The organism is Rhodovulum adriaticum (assembly GCF_004345735.1).
GTDB lineage: Bacteria > Pseudomonadota > Alphaproteobacteria > Rhodobacterales > Rhodobacteraceae > Rhodovulum > Rhodovulum adriaticum.
This window is the reverse complement of the sequence record NZ_SLXL01000001.1, coordinates 580,697-595,084: the sequence shown is the minus strand read 5'-3', so window position 1 is coordinate 595,084 and position 14,388 is coordinate 580,697. Positions and strand designations below refer to the sequence as shown.

Genomic DNA, 14,388 nt, shown 5'->3' with positions numbered 1-14,388 from the left:
GCGTTACCCGCTGCGGGCGCGCGCGGATCGGCCCGTGCAATGGCGGGCGGCGCGATGTCGATCAGGGCTCATACATGGCTCCTTCGGTGGCGTCGCGTCAGGCTAGGGCGAGTCGGTTTCCGAAATCTGAACGGCATCCGGCTGGGCGTGCCCAATCTCGCGCAGCAGCGCGCGGATCTGCGCGCTTTGCGCCAACAGGGCCCGGGTTCCCGCCAGGCTGGGCATGGAGACCGGCGCATCGGCACGGGTTTCGGCCAGGCGGCGTTGTACCGGTGTGCCATGGGCGCGGATCGTGTCCCAATCGCGCGCGCGCCAGGCGAAATCGGCCGCCGCCGCCGGCCGGTCGCCCTGCAAGGCGGCCCGGGCCGCCCCGACAAGGTCGCCCCGCAGCGCGCGGGACCGGGCGCGCAGCGTTGCCGCCTCAGGATCCGTGAGGCCAGCAAGGTATTGCAAGGCCTGGCCGGGTGCGGCCCGGGTCAGCGCCAGTTCGGCCAGCAGCATGCGCATGGTCGGGCTGTCTGTCGGCGGCAGGTCGCGGACCAGCCTTTCGGCAGCGTCGGGTAGCTCCAGGGCGACCAAGCGGCGGCCCAGCGCGACGCGGGCCGCGACCCCAGCTCGGGCCAGAACCGGCCCGGCAGCCTGCCCCAGTACCGCGTGCAGAACCTCGGCATCGCTGCCCTTACCGGCCAGATCGGCAATCAGAACATCCGCCAGGCCGACTGCATTCTCTGGCGGCCCCTCGGACCAAAGCGCGAAGGCACGCGCGAAATCCCCCCGCGCACCGTGAGCCGCGATCGCCGCGGCCTGCAGACGGCCGCCCATCGGCGTCCCGCGCAATTCGAAGGCCAGCGATTCGGCGGCCAGCACATCCTCGGGGCGTGGGGCGTGACCGGCGGCGCGCATCTGGTCCAGTCGCAACGCCAGCGATTCTGCCGCGACCGGCGCGCCGCTTTCGGCCAGGTCCGACAGGCGTCGCGCCGCCGATGCGTGATCGCCCCGCACCAGCGCCAGCTTCGCCTCCATCATCTCCAATCCGGGATCTGCGCCGCCCGGGCCTGGACGCAACGCGGCATCGCGGATCGCAAGCGCCGTTGCCGTATCGCCCGCGCCGATGAAACGGTCGGCCAGGCCCGGCCCGAGGTGTCGGCGCAAATGCGCCGGCAGAGCCGAAAACGTGCGCCGCACCGCTGCGGTGTCGACCGGTTCATCCGGCAGCGCAGGGCGCGCCAGGACAGCCCACATCGCGCTTGCCCCCGGGCAGGCCAGTTGCCCCGCAAAGGGCGCGGGATCCAACGCCTGACCGCGGTCCAGGATGGCAGCGATCTGCGGCCAAATCGTCGCCTCGGGCCCCTGCAGACCGAAGAACCTGACCAGATGTGCCGCCTCTGCCCCAAAACCGAGGGCAAGGTAGGTCCGGGCCAGGGCGGCGACCGCGTCGGGTTGTGCCCGGTCACGGCTATCGTAAAGCGCGGATCGCCGCCGCCCGATCTGGACGGCGAGCGGTGTATCCTCATACCACCCGGCAAGGTCCAGAACGGCATCGGGCCAGCACGGCGGGTCCTGCGGCCCGTGCTGGCCAGAGGTCTGCCCGACGGGCAAAGCACGGTCGATACTGGTATCGGTGCGCAGATGCCGCGCGGCGGTGCCTGCGCCGGACGCCACGGCGCGCTCCGATGGCGGGGGTCCGGTCCTGTCCGGCGCGTCCCCCCCGGCCGGCGCGGGGGCCAGCAACCCCTGCGACATCGCGCGGCCAAGCTGGCGAAACAGATCGGGCCGCGGGTCGCCGCCGCCGGGGTGGGGCGGACGCGGAACAAGAAGCGGGGCGGCACGCGGGTCCGGCGCGACCCCACCCAGCGTGATCGGCAGACGCGGCACGGGCGGCGGGGGGACACGATCCAGCACGGTTTCGAACGGCGAGTTCGCCGCGGGCGGTCCGTCGCGGATATCCACGATCAGCATATCGGGCGGCATGGAAAAGGCCCGGGCATGGGCGCCCGCCCGCACCGCCAGGTCCACTCGGCGTGGCCCGTCGCGTTCCAGCGACAACAGCCGGTCACGGGGGATGCGCGTGAACGTGCCGGACAGATCGATGCCGCGCCGGGCGCCGGGCAGTTCCAGCCGGTAGCCCCCCGCCACCCGACCCAGCCGCCAATCGCCCGCCGCCACCGGGCGAAAGACCAGGCGCGAGAAATCGGCATGTTCCCCCGAGCGCACGGTCACCGTCTGCCCCCAGCCAATCGCCGGAAGGGCCAGCAAGAAGAGGATGACCACCGCCTGCCGCATCAGGCCGCGTCCTTGCGGGTGGCCTTCAACGCGGAATCCAGGTCGTTGAAGCTGGGGCGGTGGTGACCCGGGGCGTTCTGGCGGCCCACCTCAATACAGATGGCGGGGCTGTGGTTGTAAAGGTTGGCGACCAACACCTCGCGGATCAGGTGATAGAAATGCGCGTCCTCCTCGGCCACGGCGCGCAGGCGCGCGGAAAACGGCCCCACCAGCCCATAGGCCAGGAACACGCCCAGAAAGGTGCCGACCAGGGCGCCGCCGATCAGCTTGCCCAGAATTTCCGGCGGCTGATCGATCGAGCCCATGGTCTTGATCACCCCCAGCACGGCGGCCACGATCCCCAGCGCGGGCAGGCCGTCGGCCAGGCTTTGCAGGGCGTGGCTGGGATGCATGGCATGGTGCAAATGGGCATCCAGCCGTTTTTCCAGAACCTCCTCCACCTGCATGGGATCGTCGTAATTCATGCCCGCCGCCCGCAGCGTGTCGCAGATCAGGGCCACGGCCTCTGCGTCGGCGGCGATCCGGGGATAGCGGCCCAGGATGGGCGACTCGGCCGGGGATTCGATATGCGGTTCCAGCTCAACCGGGTTGCGCCGGGCGATGCGGATCAGTTCGAACAGCAGGCACAGCAGGTCGCTATAGTCCTGCGATCGCCATTTCGCCCCCTTGAAGACACGTGGCAGGCTAGCCGCGGTCTGCTTGATCGCGGGCAGGTCGTTGCCGATCGCAAAGGCCCCCAACGCCGCACCGCCGATGATGGCCATCTCATAGGGCAGCGAATGCAGGATGATGCCCAGCTTGCCCCCCGCAGCGATGTAGCCGCCGAAGACCATCACGAAAATCAGGACGATCCCGACCAATCCGATCATGGCTGTTGCTCTCCGTGTCTGCGCTTGCCCGGATTCTGTGGCCAAGGGCGTTAAGAATGGCTGATCAATCCCGGGGCGCGCGGGCATTGCGCCCGGCCAGGACCGCGCTGATGGAATAGGCCACGGGCGGGTCCAGACCGGCCATGATCGCCGCCGCCGCCTCTGGCCGCATGCGGCCCAGGAACCCGGCCGCGAAATCCGGTGCCATCTGCGCGAACAGCGCCGCGGCCTGTTCCGGTTTCATGCTTTCGTAGACGGCGGTCAGGCGGGCCAGGTCGGATTCAGCCGATTCCTCGGCCAGGGCCAGGGTCGCGCGCAGGGACTCCTCTGCCTCGGCGAGGGCTGCCATCTGGCGGTCGATCTCCTCGCCTGCGATGGCCAGCGTGGCGGCGCGGTGGTCCAGCGCAGCCTCGCGCGCATCCAGTTTTGCCGTCCGGTCCTGCAAGGCCGCCAGAACCGGCGCGATATCGGGCGGGGCGGAACAGGTCAGGGCGGCAGGGGTCGCGGAAACGGGCGCATCATCGCCTAGGCCGCGCAACCCCTCTGCCAGGGCCTGCGCGGGGCCATCCCCCAGGCGCAGCAGGCCCGACAGCAGGAACAGCGCCGCGATGACCGGCAGGACGCGCCCCGTCATGCCACCCGGTCCCCGCCATGGCGTTGGAACTGCACCGTCGCATCGGCGGATTCCGGCGTATCGCCGCCCGCTGCGGGCCGCTCGTGCAGGGCTGCGACCAGCAATTCCAGCCGCTGCGCCGCCTCCTCGGCCCGCGCGGTCAGGCGCGCCAGGCTGTCGGTCGACCCTTCGGCCGAGTTCTGTGCACCGGCCAGCGCTTGCGTCATCTCGTCAACCTGAACCGACAGCGCCGCAACGGCCCCGCCCATCCCATCCTCTAGGTCGTTGAACCGGCGCAGGCGCCCGGCCAGCACGAAACAGTAGAATGCCGCGCCCAGGGCGCCCGCCACCAGCAGGATATCCGCGATCAGACCCATCCCCGCCTCCTCAGTTGAATACGAATTCCGTGACCAGCAGGTCGTGCACCCGCCCCGGTCCGCTGACCATCTGGACGCGCCGCAGCATTTGGGCGCGCAGCTTGACCAGGCTGCCCGGGTCATCCAGTTCCGCCAGATCGATCGCCCGCAGGTAACTGTTCAGCACATCCAGCACCCGCGGCTTGATATGGGCGACCTCTGCCGCATGCGCGGCATCCAGTTCCAACTGCGCGGAAAAGCGCAGATGCCGACTGTCCGCCCCGGCGCCCAGGGACACGACCAAGGGGTCCAGCGGCAGAAAGGCGGTGTTCTGAAAATCCGCCGCCGGATCGCCCGCATTGCCCCCGCGACCGCCGGGAATCAGCCCGGAATAGGCGGCAAAGAACCCAGCCACCCCAAGGAGGACCGCCAGAACAGCGCCCAGAATCAGAGGCTTGCGTGATTTCTGCGGCGGGTTATCCGCGTTCTCTGTCTCGGTTTCGGCCATGCCCGGCTCCTTTCGGATCAAGCCCTTGCATAGCCGTGCAGCGACTAACCGAATCTTAAGCCCGCGCCGTGCAGTTTGACCCAGCATCGGGGCAGAAGCCCCCAGGACGGGAGAACGCGACGTGCAGCAGATCGTGGCAGTCTGGGCCAACTTGACCAATCGGCAGCGGATACTGGCGGGCGTCGCGACCCTTGCGGTTTTCCTGGCCGTTCTGGGCCTGTCGCGGATGGCGGGCGCACCGCGGCTGTCGCTGCTTTATTCCGGGCTGGACCCTGCCGCCGCGGGCGAGGTGGTGCGCGCCCTGGATCAGGCCGGCGTCGCCCATGAGGTGCGCGGCAGCGCGATCTATGCGGACGCCGCCCAGCGCGATGCCCTGCGCATGACCCTGGCCGCAGAGGGGCTGCCGGCCAACGGCGCGGCGGGCTATGAACTGCTGGACGGGCTGTCGGGGTTCAGCACCACCGCGCAGATGTTCGACGCCGCCTATTGGCGCGCGAAAGAGGGCGAACTGGCGCGCACGATTCTGGCCAATCCCGCCTTTCGCACGGCGCGTGTGCATATCGCCACGCCCTCGGCACGGCCCTTTGCGCGGGACGTGACCGCCTCGGCTGCGGTGACGGTGCGGGCGGCTGGCGGGGGGATCGCCCCGCAACAGGCGCGCGCGCTGCGCTATCTGGTGGCCTCCAGCGTTGCAGGGCTGACCCCGGACAAGGTGTCGGTCATCGATGGCGACAAGGGCACCGTCATCGGCGACGATACCGCGCCGAACACCGCCAGCGACGCCCGTGCCGCAGCGCTGAAGGCCCGGTTGGAACGGCTGCTGACCGCCCGGCTAGGCCCCGGCCGCGCGGTGGTCGAGGTCAGCCTGGAAACAGAAATCGAAACACAATCGATCCGCGAACGCCGGATCGACCCCCAGGGCCGCGTCGCCATCAGTGCCGAAACACGGGAACATACCCGGTCAGCCAGCGATGCGGGGGGCGGCGCGGTGACGGTGGCCAGCAACCTGCCGGATGGCGCGGCAGAGGCCGGGCGCAACAGCCAACAGCGCGAAACCGAAACGCAGGAGCGCATCAATTACGAGGTTTCCGAGACAGAGCGCGAGATCCTGCGCGCGCCCGGCGCCATCCGCCGGTTGAGCGTGGCGGTGCTGGTCGGCGGCGTCACCGCCACCGGCCCGGACGGCAAGCCGACATGGTCCCCCCTGCCCGAGGCCGACCTGATCGACCTGCGAGAGCTGATCGCCTCTGCCGCCGGGTATGACCAGGCGCGGGGCGATGTCATCACCCTGAAATCCATGCCGCTGGAACCCCTTGTCCCGGCGGGCACCGGCCCGCGATCGGGCTGGTTCGACGGCCTGCAACTGGACCCGATGCGCCTGATCCAACTGGCCGTACTGGCGCTGGTTGCGCTGGTGTTGGGCCTGTTCGTGGTTCGGCCGGTCCTGCGCAGCCCCGGCGGTGCGCCCCCCGGCCTGCCCGCCCCAGACCGCGCCCCAAGAACGCTGGCGACGATCCCCGACGCCGAGAGCCCGGACACCGAGATTCAGCTTACCGCGCCGCCGGATGCGCCCGCCGCCCTGCCCCGCCCGTCCGCGGATCCACTCGACCGGCTGCGCAGCACCATTGACCGGCGGCGAGAGGACAGCGTGGCGATCCTGCGCGCCTGGATCGAAGACACGGCGGAACAGACCTGATGCGCGCGCTGCCCCTCGAAGATTTCGCCGCCCCCCAAAGCGCCGCAGACACCGCCACCGAAGAGGCGCGGCTACAGGCCTATGAACAGGGGTACCGGGCGGGCTGGGACGACGCCGCCGGGGCCGCATCCCAGGCACAGGATCGCCTGGACGCACAGTTCATCGCCACGCTCGAAGAGATGGCATTTGGTTATCACGAGGCGCGCGCCCATCTCATGGCCGGGCTTGCGCCCCTGCTGCGCGCGATGGTGGACCGGGTGTTGCCCACCCTGGCCGATCGGGGGTTTGCCCGAACGGTCGCCGACACCGCGCTGAAACTGGCCGATGACCTGGTCGACCAGCCGCTGGAGCTGCACGTCGGCCCCGAAACCGCAGATGCCCTCGGCCGGCTGCTGGGCGACCCACCGCCCCTGCCGCTGCGCGTGGCAACGGACCCGACGCTGGGGCCGGGGCAGGCGTTGCTGTCCGCGCCCAGCCAGGCCCGCGAGATCGACATCGACGCGATGACCGAGGGGCTGCGCTGCGCACTGGACGATTTCCTGACGGCTGAAACTGCACCCGAAACACAAGAGGCACGGCACCATGGCTGATCCGCTTTCCCCCTCCTCTGCCGGCGGGCTTGGCCTGTCCTTCCTCGACCAGGTGCCGGTGGAAATCACCGTGTCGGTGGGCCGGGCGCGGCCGCTGCTGCGCGACCTGCTGGCCATGGAACACGGCGCCGTCCTGCCGTTGGATCGCAAGGTGGACGACCCGGTAGAGCTGTTCATCGGCGAGCGGCTGATTGCCCGGGGCACCCTGCAAGAGCCGCCTGACGCCCCCGGTCAGATCGCCGTGCGCCTGACCCAGATTGTCGACACCCCCAAGGGGGCCTAGACATGCGCGCGCGGATCCTGACGGCCCTGCTGATGCTGAGCGTTCTGGCCCTGCCCGCCGGGGCGCAAGAACTGTCGATCTCGCTGGGCGAGGACGGGTCGCTGGCGGGCCGGGGTGTGCTGCTGATCCTGTTGGTCACAGTGCTGAGCCTGGCACCGGGGCTGGCGATAATGGTGACCTGTTTTCCCTTCATCGTCACCGTGCTGGCCATCCTGCGCCAGGCCATCGGACTGCAGCAATCGCCGCCCAACATGCTGCTGGTCAGCCTGGCGCTGTTCCTGACCTATTTCGTGATGGAGCCGACCTTTACCACCGCATGGCAGCAGGGCATCCAGCCAATGGTGGAGGAAAGCCTGCCCGTGGATCAGGCCATCCCCCGGGTCGTGGAGCCGTTTCGCGGCTTTATGACCGCCCGCGTCGATGGTGACACCTACGCCGCGCTGGCCGCGCTGCGCCCCGGCGCCGCGCCCGCGCCGGGCACGACGGCGCCGCTGTCGATCCTGACACCCGCCTTTTTGCTGACGGAAATCGCGCGCGCCTTCCAGATCGGCTTCCTGATCTACCTGCCTTTCCTGATTATCGACCTGGTCACCGCCGCCGTGCTGATGTCCATGGGCATGATGATGGTCCCCCCGGTCATGGTGGCGCTGCCGTTCAAGCTGGCCTTTTTCGTGGTCGCCGACGGCTGGACCCTGCTGTCAGAGGCGCTGGTGCGCGGCTATTTTCCCACCGGCTAGGCCTGGAACAGGTCTGCCAGTTCGCGCCGCAACTCGGCCTTTTGCACCTTGCCCATCGTGTTGCGCGGCAGCGCCTCGCGCAGCAGGATCTGCTTGGGGCGCTTGAACGCGGCCAGCCCTGGCGCGATGGCCTGCGACAGCGCGTTTGGATCGGGGGCGGCCCCCGGCTGCGGCACCAAGACGGCGACCACGGCCTCGCCGAAATCGGGATGTGGCACGCCGATCACGGCGCTTTCCAGAACACCGGGCTGCGCATCCAGCGCCTGTTCCACCTCCTTCGGGTAGACGTTCAGCCCGCCGGTAATCACCAAATCCTTGGCCCGCCCGATCAGGGTAACATAGCCATCCGCCCCCTGCCGCCCCAGATCGCCAGTGATGAAGAACCCATCGGCGCGCATCTCCTGCGCGGTCTTGTCGGGCATCTGCCAATAGCCACGGAACACGTTGGTGCCGCGCACCTCGATCACGCCTATGTCGTCCTTGGGCAGCACCCGGCCGGTTTCGGGATCGGTGATGCGCACCTCTACCCCCGGCAAGGGCAGGCCGACCGTGCCGGGCCGCCTGTCGCCCTTCAGCGGGTTGGAGGTACTCATGTTGGTTTCGGTCATGCCGTACCGCTCCAGTATACGGTGGCCGGTGCGCGCCTCGAACGCGCGGTGGGTTTCCGCCAGCAGCGGCGCGCTGCCGGACACGAACAGCCGCATCCCGGATGTGCAGTCGGCCGTGAAACGCGGATCATCCAGCAGCCGGGTGTAAAAGGTCGGCACCCCCATCATCGCCGTTGCCCGCGGCAGCCAGTCGATGACCTGTCCAGTCTCGAAACTCGGCAAGAAGATCATCGGCGCCCCGGCCAGCAGCGCGATGTGGGTCGCTACGAACAGGCCATGGGTGTGGTAGATCGGCAGGGCATGCAACAGCACGTCCGCGTCGGTGAAGCCCCATAGATCCATCAGCACCCGCGCATTGGACAGCAGATTGTCATGGGTCAGCATCGCCCCCTTGGACCTGCCCGTCGTCCCCGAGGTATAGAGCAGCGCGGCCAGATCGTCTGGGCCCCGATCCACCACCGGCCGGTCGCCGGGATCCGCCGGAACGGTCGCGGCGAAACTGCCCTGCCCGGCTGCATCCAGCGTCATCAGCCGCGCCCCGCAAGCGTCGGCCACCGGGGCAAGCGCCGCCTCGGCCCCTGGATCGCACAGCAGCAGCGCGGCGCCGGAATTTTCCAGAAAATAGCGCAGTTCGGACGGGGTGTAGGCGGTATTGAGCGGCAGGAACACGATCCCCTCGCGCAGGCAGGCGGCATAGACGCCCAGCATCGCGACGGATTTGGGCAGTTGCACCGCCAGCCGGTCCCCCGGCCGCAACCCAGCCGCCGCCAGCGCCGCGCCATAGCCCGCCGCCTGGGCCTGAAACGCGGCGTGATCGACCTGCCCGCCATCGGGCATCAGCAGAAAGGGTGCCGTCGATCCGGCGTGGCGGGCGAAAAGCGCATCAAACAGGGCGTTCGGCATGGAATCCTCCGCAGGTTGATTCAGTGACGGTAGCGCGCCCGGGAACAACTGGCTAGCGCACGATGAATTCCGCGTGCAGCGCGCCAGCGGCCTTGATGCTCTTGAGGATGTCGATCATGTCCCGGGGCGAGACACCCAGCGCGTTCAGGCCCGCCACGACCTCGGACAGCGAGGTGCCGCCGGCCAGTTCCGCCAGGCCGGTGCCGGTCTCCTCTTCCAGGCGGGCATCGGTGCGGGGGACGACAACGGTTTCACCGGGCGAAAACGGGTTGGGCTGCACCGCCAGGGGCCGTTCGTCGATCCGCAGGGTCAGGTTGCCCTGTGACACCGCCACCCGCGAGATCCGCACATCCGCGCCCATCACGATGGTCCCGGCACGCTGGTCCACCACCACCCGCGCCTTGCGCTGCGGTTCCACGGTGATGTTTTCCACCCGGCTGAGCGCATGGGCGGGCGAGCGGGCGCCGGTTGCCGCAATATCCAAAACGACGGTGCCGGCATCCTCCATCCGGGCGACGGATCTCCCGAAGGCACGGTTAACCGCGCGCTCGATCCGCTCGGCCGTGGTGAAATCGGGGCTGCGCAGGGCCAGGCGCAGCTGTTGCATCGCGGCGAAGTCGAACGCGATCTCGCGTTCTACCCAGGCCCCGGCAGGGATCGCCCCGGCGGTCGGCACGCCTTGGACGACACGGGCCCCGTCCCCTTCGGCCGAGGCGCCGCCTGCGATCACAGCGCCCTGCGCCACCGCGTATATCTGCCCGTCCGCGGCGTTCAGCGGCGTCATCACCAGCGTTCCGCCCAGCAAACTCTTGGCGTCCCCGATGGCCGACACCGTCACGTCGATCCGCGACCCGGTGCGGGCAAAGGGCGGCAGGCTGGCGGTCACCAGCACCGCCGCGACATTGCGGGGGCGGAACTGTTCGCCGCTGACATTGACGCCCAGCCGTTCCAGGATGTTGGCCATGATCTCTTCGGTAAAGGGGGAATTGCGCAGGCCGTCGCCCGTGCCATTCAGCCCGACGACCAGGCCATAACCCACCAGGTCGTTGCCGCGAACCCCGTCGAACTCCACCAGGTCCTTGATCCGGATGTCGCCCGCCGCGGCGGCGCCGGCCAGCAGCAGGGTCAGGCACAGGGCCAGCGGGCGCACGATCATGACAGATACTCCGCCAGGCTGAGGCGCGAGAGCCGTGCGGTGATCGTGTAAAGGGTTTCCAGCCGGGCCTGGCTGTCCTGCAGCGCGGTGGCGGTTTCATAAGGGTCGGCGCCGGTGATATCGGACCGGGCCAGGTCCAGCGTGCCGCGTTCTGCGGCATTCGCAGTCATCGCCTGTTCCATCCGGGTCTGGATCTGGCCCAGGTCCGCCTGCAAATCCGACAGCGCCGTGGTGGCGCCCATCAGCCGCACCCCGGCCATCGCGGCCACGCTGTCACGATCGGGCAGGTCGGCATCCGCACACAGCGCCGCCAGCGCCAGCCCGCCCAGCATTTGCCGCAGGGCGGGATCGGTGGCGTTGATTGCAATCTCGGGTGTTTCGGGGCCGGTCGCGGTCACCGGACCGGGCGGGTCGGTCGTGCCGCGATAGGCCTGCGTTTCGAAACCGCCGCCGGGCGCATCGAACCAGGCGAACACCCGGTCGCGGATCGACGCGGCATCGGTCAGGCCGTCAACTTCTTGCCGCAGGGCGGCCAGCATCGTGTCGGCACCGGTCAGGGCGGGGCCATCGCTGCGCGCCCCGGCGAACAGCGCCCGGCCCGCCGCCTGGGCGTTCAGCGCCGCAACCGCCTGATCCAGCAAGCCAGTCGCCTGTTGCGCGAGCGTGCCCGTTCCGACCGCACGCGTCGCATCCCCCGCCATCAGCAGGTCCGGCGCGATGTCCTGAACCGCCGTACCCAGACTACCCAGCGCCGTTTGCATCGCCTCGGCGACAAGTGCGGTTTCCTGTCCGGCCTGGGCACGGGCCTGCAGCAGGCTGACGCGCTGGTCGATCGCGGCAAGGGGGCGGAAATCGCCCTGCACATGGGCCCGCAGATCCTGTCGCGTGCCGGTGGCCAGCTCCGCCGACAGGCGGGACAGGTCCGCCTTCAGTTTGGTCTGGGTCTGGCGCAGCAGCAGGCCGCGCGACAGGTCGCCGATAGATGAAACGCCCATCCCCTACACCTCCAGCAGCGTGTCATACATTGCGTTAACCACCTGGATCACCCGCGCATTGGCGGCATGAAGTTTCTCGAACTGCAGAAGGTTCTGAAGCTCTGTATCGGTGTCGACGCCGCCTTGCAGTTCTGCCAGTCGCAAGGCCCCGCTTCGGGCGGCAGCGGTTGCGGCGGTCTGTTCGGCGCGGGCGGCCTGGGCGGACAGGGTGCTGACCGTTTCGGCGGCAAGGGCTGCAATGGACAGGCTGCGCCCCGCATGGGGCCCCGTGGTCACCTGCTGCGCGGTGGACAGGGTTTCGGCCAGCGCGGCAAGCAGCGTTCCGTCCCCCTCTGGCCCGGGATCGGCCGCGGCCAGCCCGTCCCGCAGGGCCGAAAGCGCACCGTCGGATTCCGGGTCCGCGGCAGCATTGATCGCCAGGCGGCCCGCCAGCCCGGCGGGGGTGTCGGCCCCCACCCCGGCGCCCGCATCGGTGAACAGGCCCGGGGCGCCATCGGCAAGGCTGGGGTCTAGGGCGGGCGCAGCGAAGCGTTGCACCAGGCTGTGGGCCAGGGCATCCAGATCCGCCTGGACCTGGGGCGCAAGCGTGTCGCGTTGGTCGAACAGCGCCTCTAGCTGCCCGCCGGCCAATGGCGCATGGGCCCCGGTCGCGGACAGGGTGCGGCCATCGCATATGGGCAAGGCCAAGGCACCCGCCGCCGCGGTCATGCCCGCATCGATCACACGCGCGGCAGAGAAATCCAACTGTGCGGGTCGCCCGTCCAGCAGGGCAAAGCCGTTTTGGGTATAAAGGGCCACGGTCCCGTCCTGGCGCTGGTATTCCTGCAAGGGAACGGCGGCAGCCAACCCGTCGATCAGCGCCTGACGGCGGTCGGTCAGCGTGTTGGTATCCTGCCCCCGGGCGCGGGCGGCCAGAATGTCGGTGTTCACCTGCGCGATATCGGTCAGCGCGGTGTTGATCCCCTCGATCCGGGTTACGATGGCGGTGTCAGCCTCCAGCCGCAGCGCCTGGATGCGGTCAGAGGCTGCGGCGAACCCGGCCACAAGATCCTGCGCGGCGCCCAGCACCGTTGTCAGCCGGGCGTCGGAGTCGGGTCGGCTGGCAGCCGCGATCAACGCTGCCTCCAGCGTTGCGATCTGCGCGGTCAGCCCATTGCCGTCGTCTGGGGTGCCGAGCGCGCCCTGCAACGCGTCGAGCGCCGCGGACCGCGTTTCGGCCTGGCCGCTGTCGGCCTGGGCCAGGCGCCGCTGCGCGATGGCCAAGGGGTCGGTTTCGCGGGTCACGGTCGCCGCGCGCACCCCTGCACCGGACCCGTTCAGCAGGGTTGCCGCGGGGTTCAGAACCCGGCGGCCATAGCCCTCTGTCCCGGCATTGGCGACATTGGTGGCGCTTACCTGGGCGCCCCGTGTGGCCAGGCGCAGGCCGGACAGGGCCGTGTGCAAAGAGGCGGTCAGACTCATCGGTCAGGCTCCGCGCCAGGTCAGCGCTTGATGTTCGTGGTTTCCTGCAGCATCGCATCGACGGTCTGGATGACCTTGGCGTTCGACGAATAGGCCCGCTGGGTTTCGATCAACTGGGTCAGTTCCGCCGCCACATCTGTCGCCGACTCCTCGCGCGCATAGCTTTGCACGCTGCCGGTCGGGCCGGTGCCCGCATCCCACAGGAACATCGCGCCGCTGTCGGGGGACAGGCGATAGGCCTGGTTGTCCAGCGCGATCAGGCCGTTCGGGTTGGGCACATCGGCGATCGGCACCTGATAGATCGTCCGGGTAAAGCCGGTGTCGTAGATCGCCTGCACCATCCCCTTGGAATCGACCTCGACCGAGACAAGGTTCCCCACCGGAGAGCCATTCTTGCGCACCGCGGTCGGCGCGAACATGTCGGACAGTTGGGTCATTCCCGCGGGATCGCCGGGTTGGCCGATCGCCAGGGTAATCGGGCCGCCCTCTGCCTGGATGGTCATGGTCCCCATCTCGGGGTCATAGGCCCCGCCCAGGGTCGTAGCCACCGCCGCCAGCGTGCCGCCTGCGGTCGCGCTGGCATCGAAACTCAGCGTATAGTCCCCGACAACAGCACCATCCTGCGCGGAATCGGCGATTTGCATGGTCCATTCGTTGCTGGGCCCATCCCCGCCGGGCGTCGGGGTAAAGGTGATGTCCAGCTGCTGGGCCATGCCGACATTGTCGAAATATTCCACCGTCAGAACCTGCGCGGTTCCCTCGGCCCCGGCAGCGGTTTCGCTGGCGGGCAGGTTTATGCCCATCTCGATCTCGGTCGTGGGGTTGCTGGCGAACTGGTTCAGGTTGACCGATACCGGTTCCAGCGCCCCGGCGGTGTCGCGCGGGTTGTCGGGGATCGTGCCGTCGGGCTGGCTGGGCCAACCCATCAGCACCAGCCCCGCCGCGTCGCGCAGGATGCCGTTGGCATCGGGCCGGAACGACCCGGTAGAGGTCAGCATCAACGGCAATTCGCTGCCCTGTTCGACCGCCGTGATATCCGTCACCGGAAAGAAGCCGCGCCCGTCCAGGGCCAGGTCGGTCGCGTTGTCGGTGCTGATCAGCGTGCCCGGCGCATCCACCAGCCGCATGGTAGAGGTGCGCACACCCCCGGCCGAATAGCTGCCCGATCCGTCCAGCACCATTGAATGGAAATCCGTCGTCACCCGCCGATAGCCATAGGTCGACGCGTTGGCGATATTGTCCGAGATCGTCGCGAGGCGAGAGGCATTGGCGTTCAGACCGGCCACGCCGGCATTGAGCGAGGAAGAAATGGTCATCGGGTCACCTTTCT

The 14,388-nt window shown here is 69.1% G+C and carries 14 protein-coding genes; 4 read left to right on the top strand and 10 right to left on the bottom strand.

Going from position 1 to position 14,388, the window contains the following annotated elements:
• Nucleotides 1-102: 102 nt before the first annotated feature.
• From EV656_RS02765 to EV656_RS02745, 5 genes are all read right to left on the bottom strand, one after another.
• The gene (locus tag EV656_RS02765; protein WP_132599202.1) at nt 103-2,283 is read right to left on the bottom strand and encodes a hypothetical protein; all 2,181 of its coding nucleotides are present in this window, start codon (nt 2,281-2,283) and stop codon (nt 103-105) included.
• Nucleotides 2,283-3,152, bottom strand: coding sequence for a flagellar motor stator protein MotA (gene motA / locus EV656_RS02760; protein ID WP_132599200.1), 870 nt, complete (start codon nt 3,150-3,152; stop codon nt 2,283-2,285). Before motA ends, EV656_RS02765 begins: the two co-directional genes overlap by 1 nt.
• A gap of 64 nt (nt 3,153-3,216) precedes the next feature.
• A complete protein-coding gene (locus EV656_RS02755; protein ID WP_132599198.1) occupies nt 3,217-3,786 on the bottom strand; it encodes a MotE family protein in 570 nt (189 codons plus the stop codon).
• On the bottom strand, nt 3,783-4,142 hold the full coding sequence (locus EV656_RS02750) for a hypothetical protein (protein WP_132599196.1): 360 nt from the start codon (nt 4,140-4,142) through the stop codon (nt 3,783-3,785). The genes EV656_RS02755 and EV656_RS02750 overlap by 4 nt, the downstream gene beginning before the upstream one ends.
• Before the next feature lie 10 nt (nt 4,143-4,152).
• Nucleotides 4,153-4,629 carry a flagellar basal body-associated FliL family protein gene (locus EV656_RS02745; protein WP_132599194.1) on the bottom strand — a complete coding sequence of 159 codons (477 nt, stop codon included), beginning with the start codon at nt 4,627-4,629 and terminating at the stop codon, nt 4,153-4,155.
• Nucleotides 4,630-4,750: 121 nt separating this feature from the next.
• Here EV656_RS02745 and fliF point away from each other — a divergent pair, with 121 nt between their 5' ends.
• From fliF to fliP, 4 genes are read left to right on the top strand one after another with little or no spacing between them, the layout of a single operon-like run.
• Entirely contained in the window at nt 4,751-6,325 is a 1,575-nt protein-coding gene (fliF, locus tag EV656_RS02740; RefSeq protein WP_132599192.1) for a flagellar basal-body MS-ring/collar protein FliF, read from the top strand.
• Nucleotides 6,325-6,915, top strand: coding sequence for a FliH/SctL family protein (locus EV656_RS02735; RefSeq protein ID WP_132599190.1), 591 nt, complete (start codon nt 6,325-6,327; stop codon nt 6,913-6,915). The genes fliF and EV656_RS02735 overlap by 1 nt, the downstream gene beginning before the upstream one ends.
• On the top strand, nt 6,908-7,198 hold the full coding sequence (locus EV656_RS02730; RefSeq protein ID WP_132599188.1) for a FliM/FliN family flagellar motor switch protein: 291 nt from the start codon (nt 6,908-6,910) through the stop codon (nt 7,196-7,198). The genes EV656_RS02735 and EV656_RS02730 overlap by 8 nt, the downstream gene beginning before the upstream one ends.
• Before the next feature lie 2 nt (nt 7,199-7,200).
• Nucleotides 7,201-7,935 carry a flagellar type III secretion system pore protein FliP gene (gene fliP / locus EV656_RS02725; protein WP_132599186.1) on the top strand — a complete coding sequence of 245 codons (735 nt, stop codon included), beginning with the start codon at nt 7,201-7,203 and terminating at the stop codon, nt 7,933-7,935.
• Here fliP and EV656_RS02720 read toward each other — a convergent pair.
• The 5 genes from EV656_RS02720 to EV656_RS02700 are packed head-to-tail and all read right to left on the bottom strand — an operon-like array spanning nt 7,932 to nt 14,374.
• A complete protein-coding gene (locus EV656_RS02720) occupies nt 7,932-9,446 on the bottom strand; it encodes a malonate--CoA ligase (protein WP_132599184.1) in 1,515 nt (504 codons plus the stop codon). The genes fliP and EV656_RS02720 overlap by 4 nt on opposite strands.
• Nucleotides 9,447-9,498: 52 nt before the next feature.
• On the bottom strand, nt 9,499-10,602 hold the full coding sequence (locus EV656_RS02715) for a flagellar basal body P-ring protein FlgI (RefSeq protein ID WP_132599182.1): 1,104 nt from the start codon (nt 10,600-10,602) through the stop codon (nt 9,499-9,501).
• Nucleotides 10,599-11,597 (bottom strand): flagellin, encoded by a 999-nt coding sequence (locus EV656_RS02710; RefSeq protein WP_132599180.1) that lies wholly within the window; start codon nt 11,595-11,597, stop codon nt 10,599-10,601. The genes EV656_RS02715 and EV656_RS02710 overlap by 4 nt, the downstream gene beginning before the upstream one ends.
• A gap of 3 nt (nt 11,598-11,600) precedes the next feature.
• Nucleotides 11,601-13,058: a flagellar hook-associated protein FlgK gene (flgK, locus tag EV656_RS02705; protein ID WP_132599178.1), complete on the bottom strand. Its 1,458-nt coding sequence runs from the start codon at nt 13,056-13,058 to the stop codon at nt 11,601-11,603.
• Between the two features lie 20 nt (nt 13,059-13,078).
• A complete protein-coding gene (locus tag EV656_RS02700; RefSeq protein ID WP_132599176.1) occupies nt 13,079-14,374 on the bottom strand; it encodes a flagellar hook protein FlgE in 1,296 nt (431 codons plus the stop codon).
• Nucleotides 14,375-14,388: the final 14 nt, after the last annotated feature.

Bases quoted from the DNA above. Each gene is read 5' to 3' on its own strand.
- EV656_RS02720 (WP_132599184.1), bottom strand. From the start codon at position 9,446: ATGCCGAACGCCCTGTTTGATGCGCTTTTCGCCCGCCACGCCGGATCG.
- fliP (WP_132599186.1), top strand. From the start codon at position 7,201: ATGCGCGCGCGGATCCTGACGGCCCTGCTGATGCTGAGCGTTCTGGCC.
- motA (WP_132599200.1), bottom strand. From the start codon at position 3,152: ATGATCGGATTGGTCGGGATCGTCCTGATTTTCGTGATGGTCTTCGGC.
- EV656_RS02735 (WP_132599190.1), top strand. From the start codon at position 6,325: ATGCGCGCGCTGCCCCTCGAAGATTTCGCCGCCCCCCAAAGCGCCGCA.
- EV656_RS02715 (WP_132599182.1), bottom strand. From the start codon at position 10,602: ATGATCGTGCGCCCGCTGGCCCTGTGCCTGACCCTGCTGCTGGCCGGC.
- EV656_RS02710 (WP_132599180.1), bottom strand. From the start codon at position 11,597: ATGGGCGTTTCATCTATCGGCGACCTGTCGCGCGGCCTGCTGCTGCGC.
- EV656_RS02730 (WP_132599188.1), top strand. From the start codon at position 6,908: ATGGCTGATCCGCTTTCCCCCTCCTCTGCCGGCGGGCTTGGCCTGTCC.
- EV656_RS02755 (WP_132599198.1), bottom strand. From the start codon at position 3,786: ATGACGGGGCGCGTCCTGCCGGTCATCGCGGCGCTGTTCCTGCTGTCG.
- EV656_RS02700 (WP_132599176.1), bottom strand. From the start codon at position 14,374: ATGACCATTTCTTCCTCGCTCAATGCCGGCGTGGCCGGTCTGAACGCC.
- EV656_RS02750 (WP_132599196.1), bottom strand. From the start codon at position 4,142: ATGGGTCTGATCGCGGATATCCTGCTGGTGGCGGGCGCCCTGGGCGCG.
- flgK (WP_132599178.1), bottom strand. From the start codon at position 13,058: ATGAGTCTGACCGCCTCTTTGCACACGGCCCTGTCCGGCCTGCGCCTG.
- EV656_RS02765 (WP_132599202.1), bottom strand. From the start codon at position 2,283: ATGCGGCAGGCGGTGGTCATCCTCTTCTTGCTGGCCCTTCCGGCGATT.
- EV656_RS02745 (WP_132599194.1), bottom strand. From the start codon at position 4,629: ATGGCCGAAACCGAGACAGAGAACGCGGATAACCCGCCGCAGAAATCA.